Origin of the sequence: Stenotrophomonas sp. B1-1 (assembly GCF_010894375.1) — a bacterium.
Taxonomy (GTDB): Bacteria; Pseudomonadota; Gammaproteobacteria; order Xanthomonadales; family Xanthomonadaceae; genus Stenotrophomonas.
On the sequence record NZ_JAAIUZ010000009.1, the window covers coordinates 1 to 15,076 of the forward strand.

Here is a 15,076-nt window from a genome sequence, read left to right on the forward strand (position 1 = left end):
CCGAAACCGAGGGCCGTGCGGACCAAGGTCCGCACCTACCGAAACCGAGGGCCGTGCGGACCAAGGTCCGCACCTACCGAAACCGAGGGCCGTGCGGACCAAGGTCCGCGCCTACCGAAACCGACGGTCGTGCGGACCAAGGTCCGCACCCACCCAAGTACCGCCGCCCATGACCTCTGCCCGATTCCGGCTGCCGCCCGAAGCGGCGAAGATCAGGACACCACCCTTCCATCGGACCCCAACCGTGTCCCGACGCCTTGCCCGTTCCCTGCTTGCCGCTGCCGTGCTGGCCGCGGTCCCCGCCGTTTCCAGTGCCGCCGACCGCATCACCGGCCAGACCTTTGCCACCCGTTCCGAAGTGATTGCCCCGCACGCAATGGCCGCCACCTCGCAGCCGCTGGCCACCCAGATCGCGCTGGACGTGATGAAGGGCGGCGGTTCGGCCGTCGATGCCGCCATTGCCGCCAACGCCGCGCTGGGGCTGATGGAGCCGACCGGCAACGGCATCGGCGGCGACCTGTTCGCCATCGTCTGGGACCCGAAGACGAAGAAGCTTTACGGTTACAACGGCTCGGGGCGTTCGCCGAAGTCACTCACCCTGGCCGAATTCCAGCGCCGTGGCCTGAAGGAGATCCCCGCCACCGGTCCGCTGCCGGTATCGGTGCCCGGCGCGGTCGACGGCTGGTTCGCCCTGCATGACCGCTTCGGCCGCAAGCCGATGGCCGACAACCTGGCCCCGGCCATCCGCTACGCGCGCGAAGGCCACCCAGTGGCGGAAGTGATTGCCTATTACTGGGATCGTTCGGTGCCGCGCCTGTCCAAGTACCCCGGCTTCACCGAACAGTTCACCATCGACGGCCACGCCCCGCGCAAGGGCCAGATGTGGAAGAACCCGAACCTGGCCGATACCCTGCAGAAAATCGCCGACGGTGGCCGCGATGCGTTCTACAAGGGCGACGTAGCACGCACCATCGGTGATTACTTCAAGGCAAACGGCGGTTATCTCAGTTACCAGGACATGGCCGACCATCACGGTGAATGGGTCGAGCCGGTCAGCAGCAACTACCGCGGCTATGACGTGTGGGAACTGCCGCCTAACAGCCAGGGCATTGCCGCGCTGCAGATCCTCAACGTGCTGGAAGGTTACGACTTCTCGAAGATTCCGTTCGGCTCGCCCGAGCATGTGCACCTGTTCGTGGAAGCCAAGAAGCTGGCCTTCGCCGATCGCGCGCGTTTCTATGCCGACATGGCCTTCCAGCCGGCGCCGGTGCAGAAGCTCATTTCCAAGGATTACGCCGCGCAGCGCCGCGCGCTGATCTCGATGGACAAGGCACTGAAGGAAGTGCAACCGGGCACGCCCAAGCAGCTCGAACAGGGCGACACGATCTACATGACCGTGGCCGACAGCGACGGCATGATGGTCTCGCTCATCCAGTCCAACTACCGTGGCATGGGCAGCGGCATGGCACCGCCGGGGCTGGGCTTCATCCTGCAGGACCGCGGCGAGATGTTCGTGCTGCAGAAGAACCATCCCAACGGCTACGCGCCGGGCAAGCGCCCGTTCCAGACCATCATTCCGGCCTTCATTACCAAGGACGGCAAGCCGTACGCCAGCTTCGGCGTGATGGGCGGAGCGATGCAGCCGCAGGGCCATGCGCAGATCGTGATGAACCTGGTGGACTTCGGCATGAATCTGCAGGAAGCCGGCGATGCGCCGCGCATCCAGCATGAGGGGTCCACCGAGCCCACCGGCCAGGCCACGGCCATGAGCGATGGTGGCGAAGTGAACCTGGAAACCGGCTTCCCCTATGAGACCGTGCGCGCACTGATGCGCAAGGGCCACCGCGTGGTGTTCGCCGATGGCCCCTATGGCGGTTACCAGGCGATCCTGCGTGATCCGGAAACCGGTGTGTACTTCGGCGCCTCGGAAAGCCGCAAGGATGGCCAGGCGGCGGGCTACTGAGCCCGCCTGTGCTCTAATACGCAGCAAGAAGCGGGGGTACCGTGGCCAGTGGCCGCGGTTGAGACAGTCCCTTGGAACCTGATCCGGTTCATACCGGCGTAGGGAAGCTTTGCAGTGCAACCGTGCCCGGAGTCCGCCCAAGGACCGTCCGGGCGCGGTGCGCAGTGCGCCGCCGCTTCGTCCCTGACCTTCCTGGACGATGCCCGATGAACGCACAGCCTTCCGATCTGCAGCAGCAGGCCCAGCAACTTTCCGCCTCCGTGACCCGGCCCATTGCCGGCTCTCGGAAGATCCACGTGGCCGGTTCACGCCCGGACCTGCGCGTGCCCATGCGCGAGATCGCCCTGACCCGCACGCCCACCTTGTTTGGTGGCGAAGAGAATCCACCGTTGACCGTGTACGACACGTCCGGTGCCTATACCGATCCGGACACGCGCATCGACCTGACCACCGGCCTGCCGGCGCTGCGCCGTGCCTGGATCGAAGAGCGGGGCGATACCGAGCAACTGGACGCGCTCAGTTCGCGCTTCGGTCGCGAACGCGAGCACGATCCAAAACTGGATGCGGTGCGCTTCCCAGCACGCAGCCTGCCGCGGCGCGCGCGGGCCGATGCCAACGTCACCCAGATGCACTACGCACGGCGCGGCATCATCACCCCGGAAATGGAGTTCGTGGCGATCCGCGAAAACCAGCGTCTGCAGGACATCCGTGATGCCACGCTGCTGCAGCAGCACGCCGGTGAATCCTTCGGTGCATCCATCCCGAAGATCATCACGCCCGAGTTCGTGCGCGATGAAATCGCCCGCGGTCGTGCCGTGCTGCCCAACAACATCAACCACCCCGAAAGCGAGCCGATGATCATCGGCCGCAATTTCCTGACCAAGATCAACGCCAACATCGGCAACAGCGCGGTGTCCTCCGGCATCGCCGAAGAAGTGGAAAAGCTGGTGTGGGCGATCCGCTGGGGTGGCGACACGGTGATGGATCTGTCCACCGGCAAGCACATCCACGAAACGCGCGAGTGGATCATCCGCAATTCGCCGGTGGCCATCGGTACGGTGCCGATCTACCAGGCGCTGGAAAAGGTGGACGGGCGCGCCGAAGCACTCACCTGGGAAATCTTCCGCGACACCCTCATCGAGCAGGCCGAACAGGGCGTGGATTACTTCACCATCCACGCCGGCGTGCTGCTGCGCTACGTGCCACTGACTGCCAAGCGGTTGACCGGCATCGTCAGCCGAGGCGGTTCGATCATGGCCAAGTGGTGCCTTGCCCACCACAGGGAGAATTTCCTCTACACGCACTTCGAGGAGATCTGCGAAATCATGAAGGCCTACGACGTGACCTTCTCGCTGGGCGATGGCCTGCGCCCGGGCTGTATTGCCGATGCCAACGATGCCGCGCAGTTCGGTGAACTGGAAACGCTGGGCGAGCTGACGAAGATCGCGTGGAAGCACGACGTGCAGACCATGATCGAAGGGCCCGGCCATGTGCCGATGCAGCTGATCAAGGAAAACATGGACAAGCAGCTGCGCGAATGTGGCGAGGCGCCGTTCTACACGCTGGGTCCGCTGACCACCGATATCGCGCCTGGCTACGACCACATCACCAGCGCCATCGGCGCGGCGATGATCGGGTGGTTCGGCACTGCCATGCTCTGCTACGTCACGCCCAAGGAACACCTGGGGCTGCCCAACCGGCAGGATGTGCGCGACGGCATCATGGCCTACCGCATCGCCGCCCACGCCGCCGATCTGGCCAAGGGCCACCCGGGTGCACAGGTGCGTGACAACGCCCTCAGCAAGGCGCGTTTCGAGTTCCGCTGGGAAGACCAGTTCCACCTGGGCCTGGATCCGGAAAAGGCCAAGGAATTCCACGACGAGACACTGCCCAAGGACGCACACAAGCTGGCCCACTTCTGTTCGATGTGTGGCCCGCACTTCTGCTCGATGAAGATCACCCAGGACGTGCGCGAATACGCCGAGAGCGGCATGCAGGAAAAGTCAGCGCAGTTCCGCGCCGCCGGTGCCCAGGTCTACCAGCAGGGCTGAAACGGTAGCGCCGGGCCCTGCCCGGCGAGCGCAGCGGTAAACACGAACCGCTGCGCTCACCCGGCACCGGCTATGCTCGCCGCATCACCCAGGGGATGCAGACCATGCCTGTTGCCGTGACCACCCGCTGGCTGGCCATTGCCCGCCGCCATCCTTCCGCCTGGTTGTTGGCGGCGCAGCTGCTGGCGGTGCTGCTGTACCCGGCGCTGGACGAAACCGCCGGCGGTCGCGCCGCGCTGGGGGTGTTCGGCATGGCAGTGCTGGGTCTGGCGTTGTGGGTGGTGCAGAGCAGCCCGCTGGGTACCTGGCTGGCGTTGGTGCTGGCCATTCCGTCGGTGGTGTTTTCCATTGCCGCTGCGCTGCTGGATCACCCCGGTCTGGGCAGCACCGCGCAGTTGCTTGAAAGCCTGCTGTACTTCTACACCGCCGGTGCGCTGACCGCGTACATGCTGCAGGACCACAAGGTGACCCGCGACGAACTGTTTGCCGTTGGTGCTACGTTCACATTACTCGCATGGGGATTCGCGTTCGCATTCGCGGTCTGCCAGCAGTGGTATCCGGGCAGTTTCCAGGGCACCGGCGGGGGGCTGCAGCGCACGTGGATGGAGCTGCTTTATCTGAGCTTCAGCTTGCTGTCCGGGGTCGGTCTGAGTGACGTGGTTCCCCTGCATCCACAGGCACGCGCATTGGTCATGCTGGAGCAGTTTTCCGGCGTGATGTACGTAGCTTTGGTGGTTTCGCGACTGGTCGGCCTGACCATGCTGCGGCGTGCCTGAAAATGAACGCCAGATAAAAATTTCGCGCCCCGAAGGGCGCGAATGGTGCAGCTTATTATCTGAATGCGTCGGCGAGAGAGAGCCTGATGTCCACCACGCGATAGGCGAGGTAACCTGCATAGGCTAGTATTCGCGCGCTTCGTTTTTTTTGCGGTATGCGCCGATGGTTTGTGCGGAATCTGGCTTTTGGAGGTTGCAGGGACGGAAACACAACGCTGCCCAGTGGTATCTGCAACGTGTTTCAAACGTCTAGCAATCAATGAACAGCAACGAGAGCCAGTCGCAAGAGTGTGACCGCGTTCGCGTGGGCGAATGCGTAGTGACCGTGTCGTCGCGCGAAGTGGATGTGCCGGGTGCGCGTCGTCCGCGCCGGTTGACGCCCAAGGCGCTGGGCGTGCTGCGCGTGCTGCTGCGCCAGCCCGGTCGCGTGGTCACCCGCGATGAGCTGTTCGCCGAAGTGTGGCCCGATACGCTGCCTACCAACGATGTGCTGACCCAGGCGGTCACGCAGTTGCGCAAGGCCTTTGCCATCGGCGACGACAGCGGCCAGTCGTACATCGAAACCATTGCCAAGACCGGCTATCGATTGCTGGTGCCGGTGCAGTGGCTGCACGACAGCGAACCGCAGCCGGAGGCGCAGGACAGCGCGCCGGTGGAGACCGCCGTCGACGCGCCAGTGGAAGACCCGCAGGATGCGCGCCGGCGCCGCTGGCGCCTGTGGCGTCGTCGCCTGCTGCTGGCGGTGGGCGTGGCCATGCTGCTGGCGCTGCTGGTGCTGAGCGTGCTGCTGGCACAACGTCCTGCGCCGTCCTCGCCGCTGGATGCAGTGGTGGAAGACGGCACGCGGGTCATCGGCAGCCCCGAACGCCCGTATCGGCTGATCACCGCCACCGCCGGTTTCGAGACCTACCCGACCCTGTCGCCCGATGGCTCGCAGGTGGCCTACGAAGGCGCCAACGATGACAGCCAGAACGGTGGCGCCATCCGCGTGCAGACCTCGGGCAACGCGCCGGCACGTCAGTTGGTGCAACCGCCGGCCGGTGCCAGCGACCGTTTCCCCAGCTGGTCGCCGGACGGGCGCGAGATCGCCTTCGCCCGCTTCGCTGCCGATGGCAGTTGCCAGGTGCTGATTGCCAGTGCCACCGGCGGCGCGTTGCGCCAGGCCACGCGCTGCGATGGCACCGAGCTGCTCAGCTTCGACTGGACCCCCGATGGCCGTGGCCTGGTGTTCGGCAGCATGGTGGGCCGCTATGCGCATCGCGGCATCCGCGTGCTGGACCTGCCCAGTGGGCAGTGGCGCGCGCTGCAGTACGGTGCCGGTGAAGATGATTTCGATTACGCACCCCGCTATTCGCCCGATGGGCGCTGGCTGGTGTTCGTACGCAACCCGCAGCTGGGCGATCTGTGGCGCATGCCGGCTAACGGCGGCACCCCGGAACAGCTGACCAACGAGGCCGCCGAGCTGCGTGGCTGGGCCTGGCTGGGCGATGGACGGCACATCGTGTTCGGCCGCCGCGTGGACAGCGAGGCGCGCCTGTACTACCTGGACGTGGAACGGCACACGCTGCGCGATGCCGGCCTGGACGATGCGCAGTGGCCGGCGGTTTCGCGGCGCGGCGACATGCTGGCCTTCGTCCATCGCCGCGCGCAGTTCGGCATGTTCCGCATGCCGGTGCAGGGCGGCAGCGCACAGCGCCTGTTCGCCTCCAGTGGGCGCGATGGCCAGCCGATGGTGGCCCCGGACGGGCGGCAACTGGTGTTCAGTTCAGACCGCTCGGGCAGCTTTGCGCTGTGGTGGGCGGACATGCAGCGCCCCGATTCGCTGCGCCCGATTGAAGGATTGCGGCCGGAAGCGCGGCAGGCCCCCGACTGGTCCACCGACAGCCGCCAGCTGCTGGTGGTCGGGCGCGATGCGCACGGACAGGCCGTGGTCTACGAAATCGCCCCGCGCGACGAGCGCCTGCAGGTACTGCCGGTGCCGGTGCAGCAACCGCTGCAGGCGCTGTACGGGGCCACGCCGGAACAGGTGCTGGTACTGGAACGCGATGACCAGCAGCGGGTGCGGCTGAGCCTGTTCGATCGCACCACCCAGCCGTGGCGCCGCCTGGCCAGCCTGGACGGCGTATCGCAGGCGCGCCTGGACCGCAGCAGTGGCCGGGTGCTGTACACCCGCCTGGCCGCCAGCGGGCTGTGGTCGATCAATCCCGACCTGGACGCGGCCAGCGTGCAGCAGGTCAGCGACGGCTGGCCCAGCCGCTGGCGCTATCGCACCTGGGCGGTGGCCGGCAATGGCCGCATCGATTACCTGGGCAGCACGGCCGATTGTTCCACCACGCTCACCCGCATGCAGGGCGGGGCGACCGAACCGGAGCGTTGCCTGGACGCGCAGCGGCTGAGCGCAGGCAACGGGCTGAGTGCCAGTGCTGACGGAAGCGACCTGTATCTGGCCCTGGCGGTGTCCGACGGTGCCGACATTGGCGTGATGCACCTGCCGGCAGCAGCGCCGACGCTGTTTCCAGCGTTTTCCAAGCTGCTGATTTTCAACGACAAAGGGCCTTCGTAACTCTTTCGTGGCGAAGTCGTAGCGATTTCGTGGCGATCTCGGCGGTTCTTCCTGACCGGCATGCACCTGATTTGGCAAAACGGTGGCCTGTACTTGGCAAATCCGTGGTGCTCCCATGCGTCAACTCTCGCTGGCCGATCGTGGCCAAACCGTCTCGCTGGACAAGGCTGTCGATGACGTGGCCCCGACCTGCCTGGGTGTTGCCCGGCTGGGCAGCCTGCAGACCGCAGGCAGCAGCTTCACCGTATGGATGCAGGTGCGTGGCACCTCGTGGGTGGAGGCCAAGGAAGGGCGCTTCCGCCTGCGCCAGGGCGAGTGGATCGCCTTCGAAAAGGAATCCCGCCCGCTGGTGCAGGCCGGCCGCAATGGGCTGTGCGTTGGCCTGAACCTGAACATCGAAGCGCTGCGCGCGCTGGCCGAGATGGCCGACTGCGGCCTGTATGCCGGTCGTGGCCAGATGAACCGCGGCGACGCCCGCGTGGCCCTGCGCCTGTGGCGCGACGCCCTGGCCAGCGGCCAGCCGGCGCAGTCGCTGCGTCCGCTGCTGCTGCACCTGGCGGGCCTGCAGCGTGGCCTGGCCGACAACGTGCAGCGTTGCCCGGGCCGCTCGCGCAGCCGCAAGCGCCAGGTGTTCGGCCGCATGCAGCGTGCCCGCCTGTACCTGGAAGGCAACAGCCACCGCGTGGTGCGCATTGGCGAACTGGCCGAGCTGACCAACTTCTCCAGCTGGTACCTGTCCAAGACGTTCCAGAGCCTGTATGAAGAAAGCCCGCAGTCGCTTTCGGCGCGCCTGCGCCTGGAGCGTGCCGCCGACCTGCTGCGCGACACCGACATGATGGTGGGCGAAGTCGCCGCCGCCAGTGGTTTCGACAACTGCTGCAGCTTCGCGCGGGCCTTCCGCGCCCGTTATGGCACGTCTGCTTCGCGGTTCCGTGAAGAGGGCGCGAAGCTCCCGCCAAAATCAGCAAAGTCTCTCGTTGGTTCGCGCAAATACAGCGCTGCAACGCAATCGTAACGTGCTGGGGTGTTTTAACACGCTACTAACACGTACCTTGGAGAGATTGATGAACGTTCGCAACCCCGCCCTGCGGCTGGGCCTGCTGCCGGCCGGCATCGCGATTGCGCTGACCCCGGCCTTCGCTTCCGCCCAGGAAGCCACTGCTGCCACCACCCTCGATCGTCTGGAAGTCACCGGCTCGCGCATCCGCTCGGTGGACGTGGAGACCTCGCAGCCGGTTCTGACCCTGAGCCACGAGGAAATCCAGCGTTCGGGTCTGGTCAGCGTTGGCGACCTCCTGCAGAACCTGTCGGTTGCCGGCACCCAGACCTTCAGCAAGGCGGCCGTGCTGGCCTCCAACCCGGAGCAGGGCGGCCAGTACGTCAGCCTCTACAACCTGGGTGAGCAGCGCACGCTGGTGCTGGTCAACGGCAAGCGCTGGAGCACCAGCCTGGCTGGCTTCACCGACATGTCCACCATCCCGACCTCGCTGATCGATCGCGTGGAAGTGCTGAAGGACGGCGCCTCGGCCATCTACGGTTCCGACGCCATCTCCGGCGTGGTCAACATCATCCTGCGCAAGAACTTCGACGGCGCAGAAGCCAGCGTCTACTACGGCCAGAACAGCCGTGGCGACGGTGCCAAGACCCAGTACAGCCTGACCCTGGGCTCGACCGGCGAGCGTTCCTCGATCGTGTTCGGCGCCAACTACACCAAGGAAGATCCGGTGTGGGCCAAGGACCGTGGCCTGACCCGCTACAGCTACGGCCAGAACCACAAGGAAGACGGCCTGAGCCCGGCCGGCCCGTGGGGCCGCTTCACCGATCCGCGTGCCGCTGGCACCGAAGGTGCAGGCTCGTACAACTCCAAGGGTGTCTGGCAGCCCAACACCTGGGTGGTCAACCACACCGGTTCGTGGGACACCCCGGTTGGCGTCGGCGCTGATTCCAGCGACTGGAACAACTACCACCTGATCGGTGAAGACGACTACTACAACGCCTCCCAGCAGATGATGCTGAACCAGGGTGGCGAGCAGAAGTCGATGTTCACCTCGGCCAGCTACGACATCAACGACAACCTGCGTCTGAAGTCGACCGCGATGTACTCCGAGCGCGATTCCAAGCGCCAGATCGCCGGCTACCCGCTCACCGGCACCTCGCAGCCGACCTTCCCGGTCGTGATCAGCAAGGACAGCCTGTACAACCCGACCGGCCAGGACATCTCCGGCTGGGGCCGTCGTATCTTCGAACTGCCGCGCATCACTGAAAACAACGTCAAGTCGCTGCACTTCGACGCGGCGTTGGAAGGCAACTTCGACTTCAACAACCGTCCGTTCGACTGGGATGTGGGCATCAACTACAACCAGTACGATGTGACCCAGATCAGCTCGGGCAACATCAACCTGCTGGCCCTGCAGAAGGCCCTGGGCCCGTCGTTCATCAACGCCGCCGGCGTCGCCCAGTGCGGCACCGCTGAGAACCCGATCGCGCTTGGCACCGGCACCGGCCAGTGCACCCCGTTCAACGTGCTGGGCGGCGCTTCGGGCGCTACCCCGGACGCGCTGGCGTACATCAACACGATCCTGAACTCGACCGCCCAGAGCAAGAGCAAGCAGTACTTCGCCAACATCACCGGTTCGCTGTTCGACATGCCGGGTGACGCAGGCGAGTTCGCCTTCGCTGCTGGCTACGAGCACCGCGAAGTGTCCGGCTTCGACAACCCGGACGCGCTGTCCTCGGCCGGTTACACCACCGACCTGGCCGCACAGGCCACCAGCGGCAAGTACAAGACCAACGAAGTCTACCTGGAGCTGATGGTCCCGCTGCTGCGTGACATGCCGGGTGCCAAGGAACTGTCGCTGGATATCGCCAGCCGTTATTCGGATTACGACAAGTTCGGCAACACCGTCAACAGCAAGTTCAGCGTCACCTGGAAGCCGATCGAAGACCTGCTGGTGCGTGCCACCTACGGTGAAGGCTTCCGTGCACCGACCCTGGACGACACCTTCGGTGGCGGTTCGCAGACCTTCGACACCTTCACCGACCCGTGTGATGCCGTGTTCGGCCAGACCGCCAACGCCGGCGTTGCCGCACGTTGCGCCGGCCAGGGCCTGGCTTCGGACTTCCGCCAGACCGACGCCGCTGGCCGTCCGGTCACCGCACGTGACGTGCAGGGCAACGCTCCGTTCAACTCGGGCGTGGGCAACGAAACGCTGCAGCCGGAAACCAGCAAGACCCGCACCGCGGGCCTGGTCTACAGCCCGAGCTTCGTTGATGGCCTGAATGTTTCGCTGGACTGGTACAAGATCACCGTCGACAACGTGATCACCGCTGTGTCGGCCAACTACGTGCTGAACCAGTGCTACCAGAACAACAACGAAGCGTTCTGCAACCAGTTCAGCCGTGACGCCACCACCGGTCAGGTCACCAGCCTGAGCCGCGGCAACGCCAACCTGGGCTCGCTGGAAACCGAAGGCTACAACTTCGGCGTGCGTTACCGCCTGCCGGAATACGCCTTCGGCACCCTGTCGTTCAACCTGGACACCAACTACCTGGTCAGCTTCCGCCAGCAGGCCACCAAGGGTGCCGAGTGGGATGACTACGCAGGCTACTGGAACTACCCGCGCGTCCGCGGCACCCTGACCACCACGTGGACCAAGGGTGACCTGTCGGCCAACTGGAGCATGCGCTACTACGGTGGCTTCCGTGACTTCTGCTACGACCAGGAAGCCGGTATCGAGTGCAACCAGCCGAACTACCAGACCGACAACGGTGGTTGGGCCGGTGGCCTGGGTGCCAACAAGAAGGGCGCGATCGTCTATCACGACATCTCGGCCACCTGGCAGGCTCCGTGGAACGGCAGCGTGACCGTCGGTGCCCGCAACGTGTTCGGCAAGACCCCGCCGATCACCTACGCGGTGACCAACGCCAGCGCCGTGCAGCTCGATCCGATGCTGGACTACGATCGTTACCTGTTCGTGCAGTACAACCAGCGCTTCTGATCCATCGAAGCCTGGAACACGCAGTACAAGGAGGGCGGACCGCAAGGTCCGCCCTCTTTCTTTGCGCGATCACCGGGTCTGCAGGCGGCATGAAAAAAGGGCAGGCCCTGCGGCCTGCCCTCGGTTTGCCTTGTTGTGCGGCGCTCAGGCCTCGCTGGGCACCAGCCCCATCAGGCCGTTGGCGTGTTCGCGCCACTGCGGCAGCTTGTTCAGCACGCCTGCACGCTGCAGGTAGTCCTCGTCCACCGGGTCGCCGTTCACCAGCGCCAGCGCCACGTGCACCGCGCCGGTCACCCAGAAGCTGCGGGTGGTCGAACGTTGCGGCTGCAGGTGGAAGGCCACGGCCTCGATGATCGGCATCGGCAGGCCCCACAGGCCCAGCAGGTAGGCGCCGGCCTCGGCATGGCCGGGCAGGGGATCGCCGCCCAGCGACGGGTCGGTACGCTCGTTGCGCACCCCCGGCAGCAGCAGGCCGATATCGGCCAGCAGTGCGGCGGTGGCACCCAGCTCGGCGCTGGATTCGGGCAGCAGGCGCGCGGCCAGGCGCGAGGCCATCAGCGCGCGCTGCTGCAGTGAATTGCGCTCGGCCGCAGACAGCGTGGGCGCGGAAAACACCTCGCTGGCCAGCACCAGGTCACGCAGCGTGGCCAGGCCCAACCGCGTTACCGCGGTGCGCAGGTCGGCAATGGTGCGGCCCTGGCTGAAGAACGCCGAGTTGGACAGCTGCAGCACCTTGGCGGCAATGGCCGGGTCGGCGGCCACCAGCTTGGCGACATCGGCGCTGTCGGTCTCGTCGTCGTGTTCCAGCGCCTGGGTCAGGCTCAGGTACAGGTGCGGCGGCGAAGGCAGCTTCTCGATGCGGCCGATGGCATCGCGCAGGCGCGGGCTGTCCAGCACTTCGCGCAGCTCTTCCAGGCTGGTCAGCGCTTCCAGCAGCACTTCCGGCGCCAGTGGCAGCGGCAGGAAGCGGTGGGCCACGCCGATCAGGCGCGCCGGCGGCGGCCGGTTGCCCTGCTGGGCATCGACCAGCGCGATACGGATGGTTTCCGGGCGCAGCGTACGGATCTGCCCCAGCAACGTGGTGGCATTGAGATCGGGCAGCTGCGGGCAGACGATCACCGCGTCCACGCCCTGCGCAGCCACCACGCTCATCGCGCTGTGGCCATCGGTGGCGGTCAACGGTTGCCAGTCTTCCCCAAGATCGGCAATGAATTCGGACAGCTCAGCCGGCAGGCTGGCTGCATCCCCTACAAGCAGAATACGCACGACACATTCCCCTGGCTGTCTCGACGATGGGCGTCGAAGACGTGTGAAGTGACGCAATTTACCTAATACGGCGCCAACAGTGATGGACCGCCGTCATGAAACGTGACCAGGATCGCTCCTGCGGGCTGCGCCGGAGCGATCCTGTTCAGGATCAGGCCTTGTTGTCCAAGTGGCGCTGGTGCGCCTCGATCAGGATCTGCTTGGCCTCGGCCGCGCCACCCCAACCGTCCAGCTTCACCCACTTGCCCTTTTCCAGATCCTTGTAGTGCTCGAAGAAGTGGCCGATGCGCTCCAGCCAGTGGCTGGACACCTGGGCGATGTCTTCCACATGGGCGTAGCCACTGAAGATCTTCGACACCGGCACCGCCAGGATCTTTTCGTCGCTGCCCGCTTCATCGCTCATCTTCAGCACGCCCACCGGACGGCAGCGCACCACCGAACCCGGCACCAGCGGCAGCGGCAGCACCACCAGCACGTCGGCCGGGTCGCCATCGCCGCACAGGGTGCTGGGCACGTAGCCGTAGTTGCACGGGTAGCGCATCGGGGTGGACAGGATGCGGTCGACGAAGATCGCGCCGGTTTCCTTGTCCACTTCGTACTTCACCGGCTCCGAGTCCTTCGGGATCTCGATGATGACGTTGATTTCTTCCGGCGGGTTCTTGCCGGGCGAGACGAGTTCCAGACCCATGGTGTGCTCCAGGTGGGGGTGTAGACGGTTAGCCCCCCATTTTATGCCTTTGCCGGGCGCTGTGCAGGGGGGGCGGTTCCCACCTGCCGCGGCGTGCATCGCCCACCGGCCGGCGCGGGTTTCCCCGATGGGCGGTCGTAACGGGCGGGCGCAGGCTGGAGCCTCGTTCACCTGGAGTGCTGACATGCGATGGATGATCGGGTGCTGCGGCGCCCTCCTGTTCTCTGCCTCGCTGCCCGGCCTGGCGCGCGGGCTGCATGTGGATCTGATCGACTACCCCCATCCCGAAGCCAACTGGGACCGTGCCTTCGATCTGGAAGCCGCGCTGGCCCGCGAGTTCTCTGCGCTGTGCGCCGATACCCTGTGCGAGGGCGACTACAGCAACTACCGGGTCATGCAGTTCCGCTGCGCGGTGCTGGCCGCGCGCGGCACCGTGCAACGCTGCGTCTGGGTGGTTGCCGCCAGCGAACTGTCAGTGCAGGCCGATACCGGCCTGGTGCAGGTGGACAACGGGCGCTGGGCCTGCACGGTGCCGCTGCAGCCGGGCGTGCCCGTGGAAGCGTTCCATGCCGCGCTGGCGGCGCCGGGTGGTTTGACCGCGCCGTTGCCCGGCGTTGGCCACGGCCTGTTCGAGGGCTTGGCTGCCTGCCTGCAGCGGCAGGGAAGGGTGGGCTGATGCGCATGCTGCTTGCCCTTGCGCTGTGCGCGGGAATGCTGCTGGCTGGCCCTGTCCAGGCCGCCGGGCCCTACGTTGATGCACGCCAGTACCCGACGTCTGCGGCCGGCCACGAGCGTTTCCTGGCCGCCGAACGCGCGCTCGAACGCGGTTTCGACGACGTCTGTGGCGATACCTTCTGCGAAGGGCAGTACTACAACCTCTGGGCCATGCGCCTGCGCTGCTCCGTGCATTCCGGCTCCGGCGTGCTGGCCGGCTGCATCTGGACCTTTGCCGGTAGCGATACCCGCGTGCGCGGCGACGGCCGCTTCGACGTGGACCAGGGCGCCTTTGCCTGCGCGTTGCCGATCGCAGCCGGTACGCGGCTGGAAGATGTGCTGCGCGCCTGGGAGGCGGCACCGGTCAGAGAGGCCATCCATGTGCCGGTGCCGGGCATGCCCGGCAGCGTGTACGAGGCACTGACCGACTGCCTGTGATTGATGTGCCCGGCAATGCAAACGTGATTTATTCTCATCAACGGAGTAGCATGCGCGCCGCCCCTGTCTGCCCCCACCGCGCATGCCCTCCAATGCTGCCACGCTTACCGAACTGCTGATCCGCGAACGGCCGGCGCTGCTGCGCCGCGTGCAGCGCATCCTGGGCAGCGAAAGCAGCGCCGAGGACGTGATCCAGGCCGTGTGGTTCAAGGCCCGCGGCGTGGACAGCCAGCAGACCATCGACAACCCGCGCGCCTATCTGTACCGGCTGGCCATCAACCTGGCCACCGATCACGGCCGCGAGGCCACCCGTCGCAACCGTCTGCTGGCCGATCACTACCTGTGGCAGGACGAGGACACCGTGTCCACCGAATCGCAGGTGATGGCACAGGACGAACTGCAGCGCGTGCTGGAAGTGGCCGGCCATCTGCCTGAGCCCACGCGCACCATCTTCCGCCTGAACCGGCTGCAGGGCCTGACCCAGGCCGAAATCGCCCGGCGCCTGGCGGTGTCGGTCACCACCGTCGAGAACCACATACGCTCCGCGTTGCAGCGGCTGGCCTGGGCCCGCGAAGGCCGATGATGGATCGGCTTGGGGCCGGCCCGCCCGCAGACGTCT

The 15,076-nt window shown here is 66.0% G+C and carries 11 protein-coding genes and 1 riboswitch; of the genes, 9 read left to right on the top strand and 2 right to left on the bottom strand.

All coding sequences use genetic code 11. From position 1 onward, the window contains the following. The first annotated feature begins 244 nt into the window (after nt 1-244). The 6 genes from ggt (at nt 245) to G4G00_RS07300 (ending at nt 11,351) form a co-directional block, all read left to right on the top strand. Nucleotides 245-1,963, top strand: coding sequence for a gamma-glutamyltransferase (ggt, locus tag G4G00_RS07275; protein ID WP_108754075.1), 1,719 nt, complete (start codon nt 245-247; stop codon nt 1,961-1,963). Nucleotides 1,964-1,985: 22 nt separating this feature from the next. Beyond that, nucleotides 1,986-2,086, top strand: a riboswitch (TPP riboswitch). Nucleotides 2,087-2,169: 83 nt separating this feature from the next. Next, on the top strand, nt 2,170-4,014 hold the full coding sequence (gene thiC / locus G4G00_RS07280) for a phosphomethylpyrimidine synthase ThiC (RefSeq protein WP_164272229.1): 1,845 nt from the start codon (nt 2,170-2,172) through the stop codon (nt 4,012-4,014). A 104-nt stretch (nt 4,015-4,118) separates the two neighbouring features. After that, a complete protein-coding gene (locus tag G4G00_RS07285) occupies nt 4,119-4,790 on the top strand; it encodes an ion channel (protein ID WP_164272232.1) in 672 nt (223 codons plus the stop codon). Nucleotides 4,791-5,049: 259 nt separating this feature from the next. Continuing rightward, the gene (locus tag G4G00_RS07290) at nt 5,050-7,353 is read left to right on the top strand and encodes a winged helix-turn-helix domain-containing protein (protein WP_164272235.1); all 2,304 of its coding nucleotides are present in this window, start codon (nt 5,050-5,052) and stop codon (nt 7,351-7,353) included. 115 nt (nt 7,354-7,468) lie between these two features. Then, entirely contained in the window at nt 7,469-8,368 is a 900-nt protein-coding gene (locus G4G00_RS07295) for a helix-turn-helix transcriptional regulator (RefSeq protein WP_108750612.1), read from the top strand. A gap of 49 nt (nt 8,369-8,417) precedes the next feature. Continuing rightward, complete coding sequence (locus G4G00_RS07300) at nt 8,418-11,351, top strand: TonB-dependent receptor (RefSeq protein ID WP_164272237.1); 2,934 nt, start codon at nt 8,418-8,420, stop codon at nt 11,349-11,351. A 144-nt stretch (nt 11,352-11,495) separates the two neighbouring features. Here G4G00_RS07300 and G4G00_RS07305 read toward each other — a convergent pair whose 3' ends face one another. Together G4G00_RS07305 and ppa are read right to left on the bottom strand one after the other, a co-directional pair. Beyond that, nucleotides 11,496-12,617 (bottom strand): HDOD domain-containing protein, encoded by a 1,122-nt coding sequence (locus tag G4G00_RS07305; RefSeq protein ID WP_108754070.1) that lies wholly within the window; start codon nt 12,615-12,617, stop codon nt 11,496-11,498. Nucleotides 12,618-12,768: 151 nt separating this feature from the next. After that, the gene (gene ppa / locus G4G00_RS07310; protein ID WP_108754069.1) at nt 12,769-13,305 is read right to left on the bottom strand and encodes an inorganic diphosphatase; all 537 of its coding nucleotides are present in this window, start codon (nt 13,303-13,305) and stop codon (nt 12,769-12,771) included. A 184-nt stretch (nt 13,306-13,489) separates the two neighbouring features. Between ppa and G4G00_RS07315 the strand changes: the two genes are divergently transcribed. The 3 genes from G4G00_RS07315 to G4G00_RS07325 all read left to right on the top strand — a co-directional run bounded on the left by G4G00_RS07315 (nt 13,490) and on the right by G4G00_RS07325 (nt 15,040). Next, complete coding sequence (locus G4G00_RS07315; RefSeq protein ID WP_108754068.1) at nt 13,490-13,981, top strand: hypothetical protein; 492 nt, start codon at nt 13,490-13,492, stop codon at nt 13,979-13,981. Next, entirely contained in the window at nt 13,981-14,457 is a 477-nt protein-coding gene (locus tag G4G00_RS07320) for a hypothetical protein (RefSeq protein WP_164272240.1), read from the top strand. The genes G4G00_RS07315 and G4G00_RS07320 overlap by 1 nt, the downstream gene beginning before the upstream one ends. Nucleotides 14,458-14,539: 82 nt before the next feature. Further along, a complete protein-coding gene (locus G4G00_RS07325) occupies nt 14,540-15,040 on the top strand; it encodes an RNA polymerase sigma factor (RefSeq protein ID WP_164272243.1) in 501 nt (166 codons plus the stop codon). Nucleotides 15,041-15,076: the final 36 nt, after the last annotated feature.

Bases quoted from the DNA above. Each gene is read 5' to 3' on its own strand.
- thiC (WP_164272229.1), top strand. From the start codon at position 2,170: ATGAACGCACAGCCTTCCGATCTGCAGCAGCAGGCCCAGCAACTTTCC.
- G4G00_RS07285 (WP_164272232.1), top strand. From the start codon at position 4,119: ATGCCTGTTGCCGTGACCACCCGCTGGCTGGCCATTGCCCGCCGCCAT.
- G4G00_RS07290 (WP_164272235.1), top strand. From the start codon at position 5,050: ATGAACAGCAACGAGAGCCAGTCGCAAGAGTGTGACCGCGTTCGCGTG.
- G4G00_RS07295 (WP_108750612.1), top strand. From the start codon at position 7,469: ATGCGTCAACTCTCGCTGGCCGATCGTGGCCAAACCGTCTCGCTGGAC.
- G4G00_RS07300 (WP_164272237.1), top strand. From the start codon at position 8,418: ATGAACGTTCGCAACCCCGCCCTGCGGCTGGGCCTGCTGCCGGCCGGC.
- ppa (WP_108754069.1), bottom strand. From the start codon at position 13,305: ATGGGTCTGGAACTCGTCTCGCCCGGCAAGAACCCGCCGGAAGAAATC.
- G4G00_RS07315 (WP_108754068.1), top strand. From the start codon at position 13,490: ATGCGATGGATGATCGGGTGCTGCGGCGCCCTCCTGTTCTCTGCCTCG.
- G4G00_RS07320 (WP_164272240.1), top strand. From the start codon at position 13,981: ATGCGCATGCTGCTTGCCCTTGCGCTGTGCGCGGGAATGCTGCTGGCT.
- G4G00_RS07325 (WP_164272243.1), top strand. From the start codon at position 14,540: ATGCCCTCCAATGCTGCCACGCTTACCGAACTGCTGATCCGCGAACGG.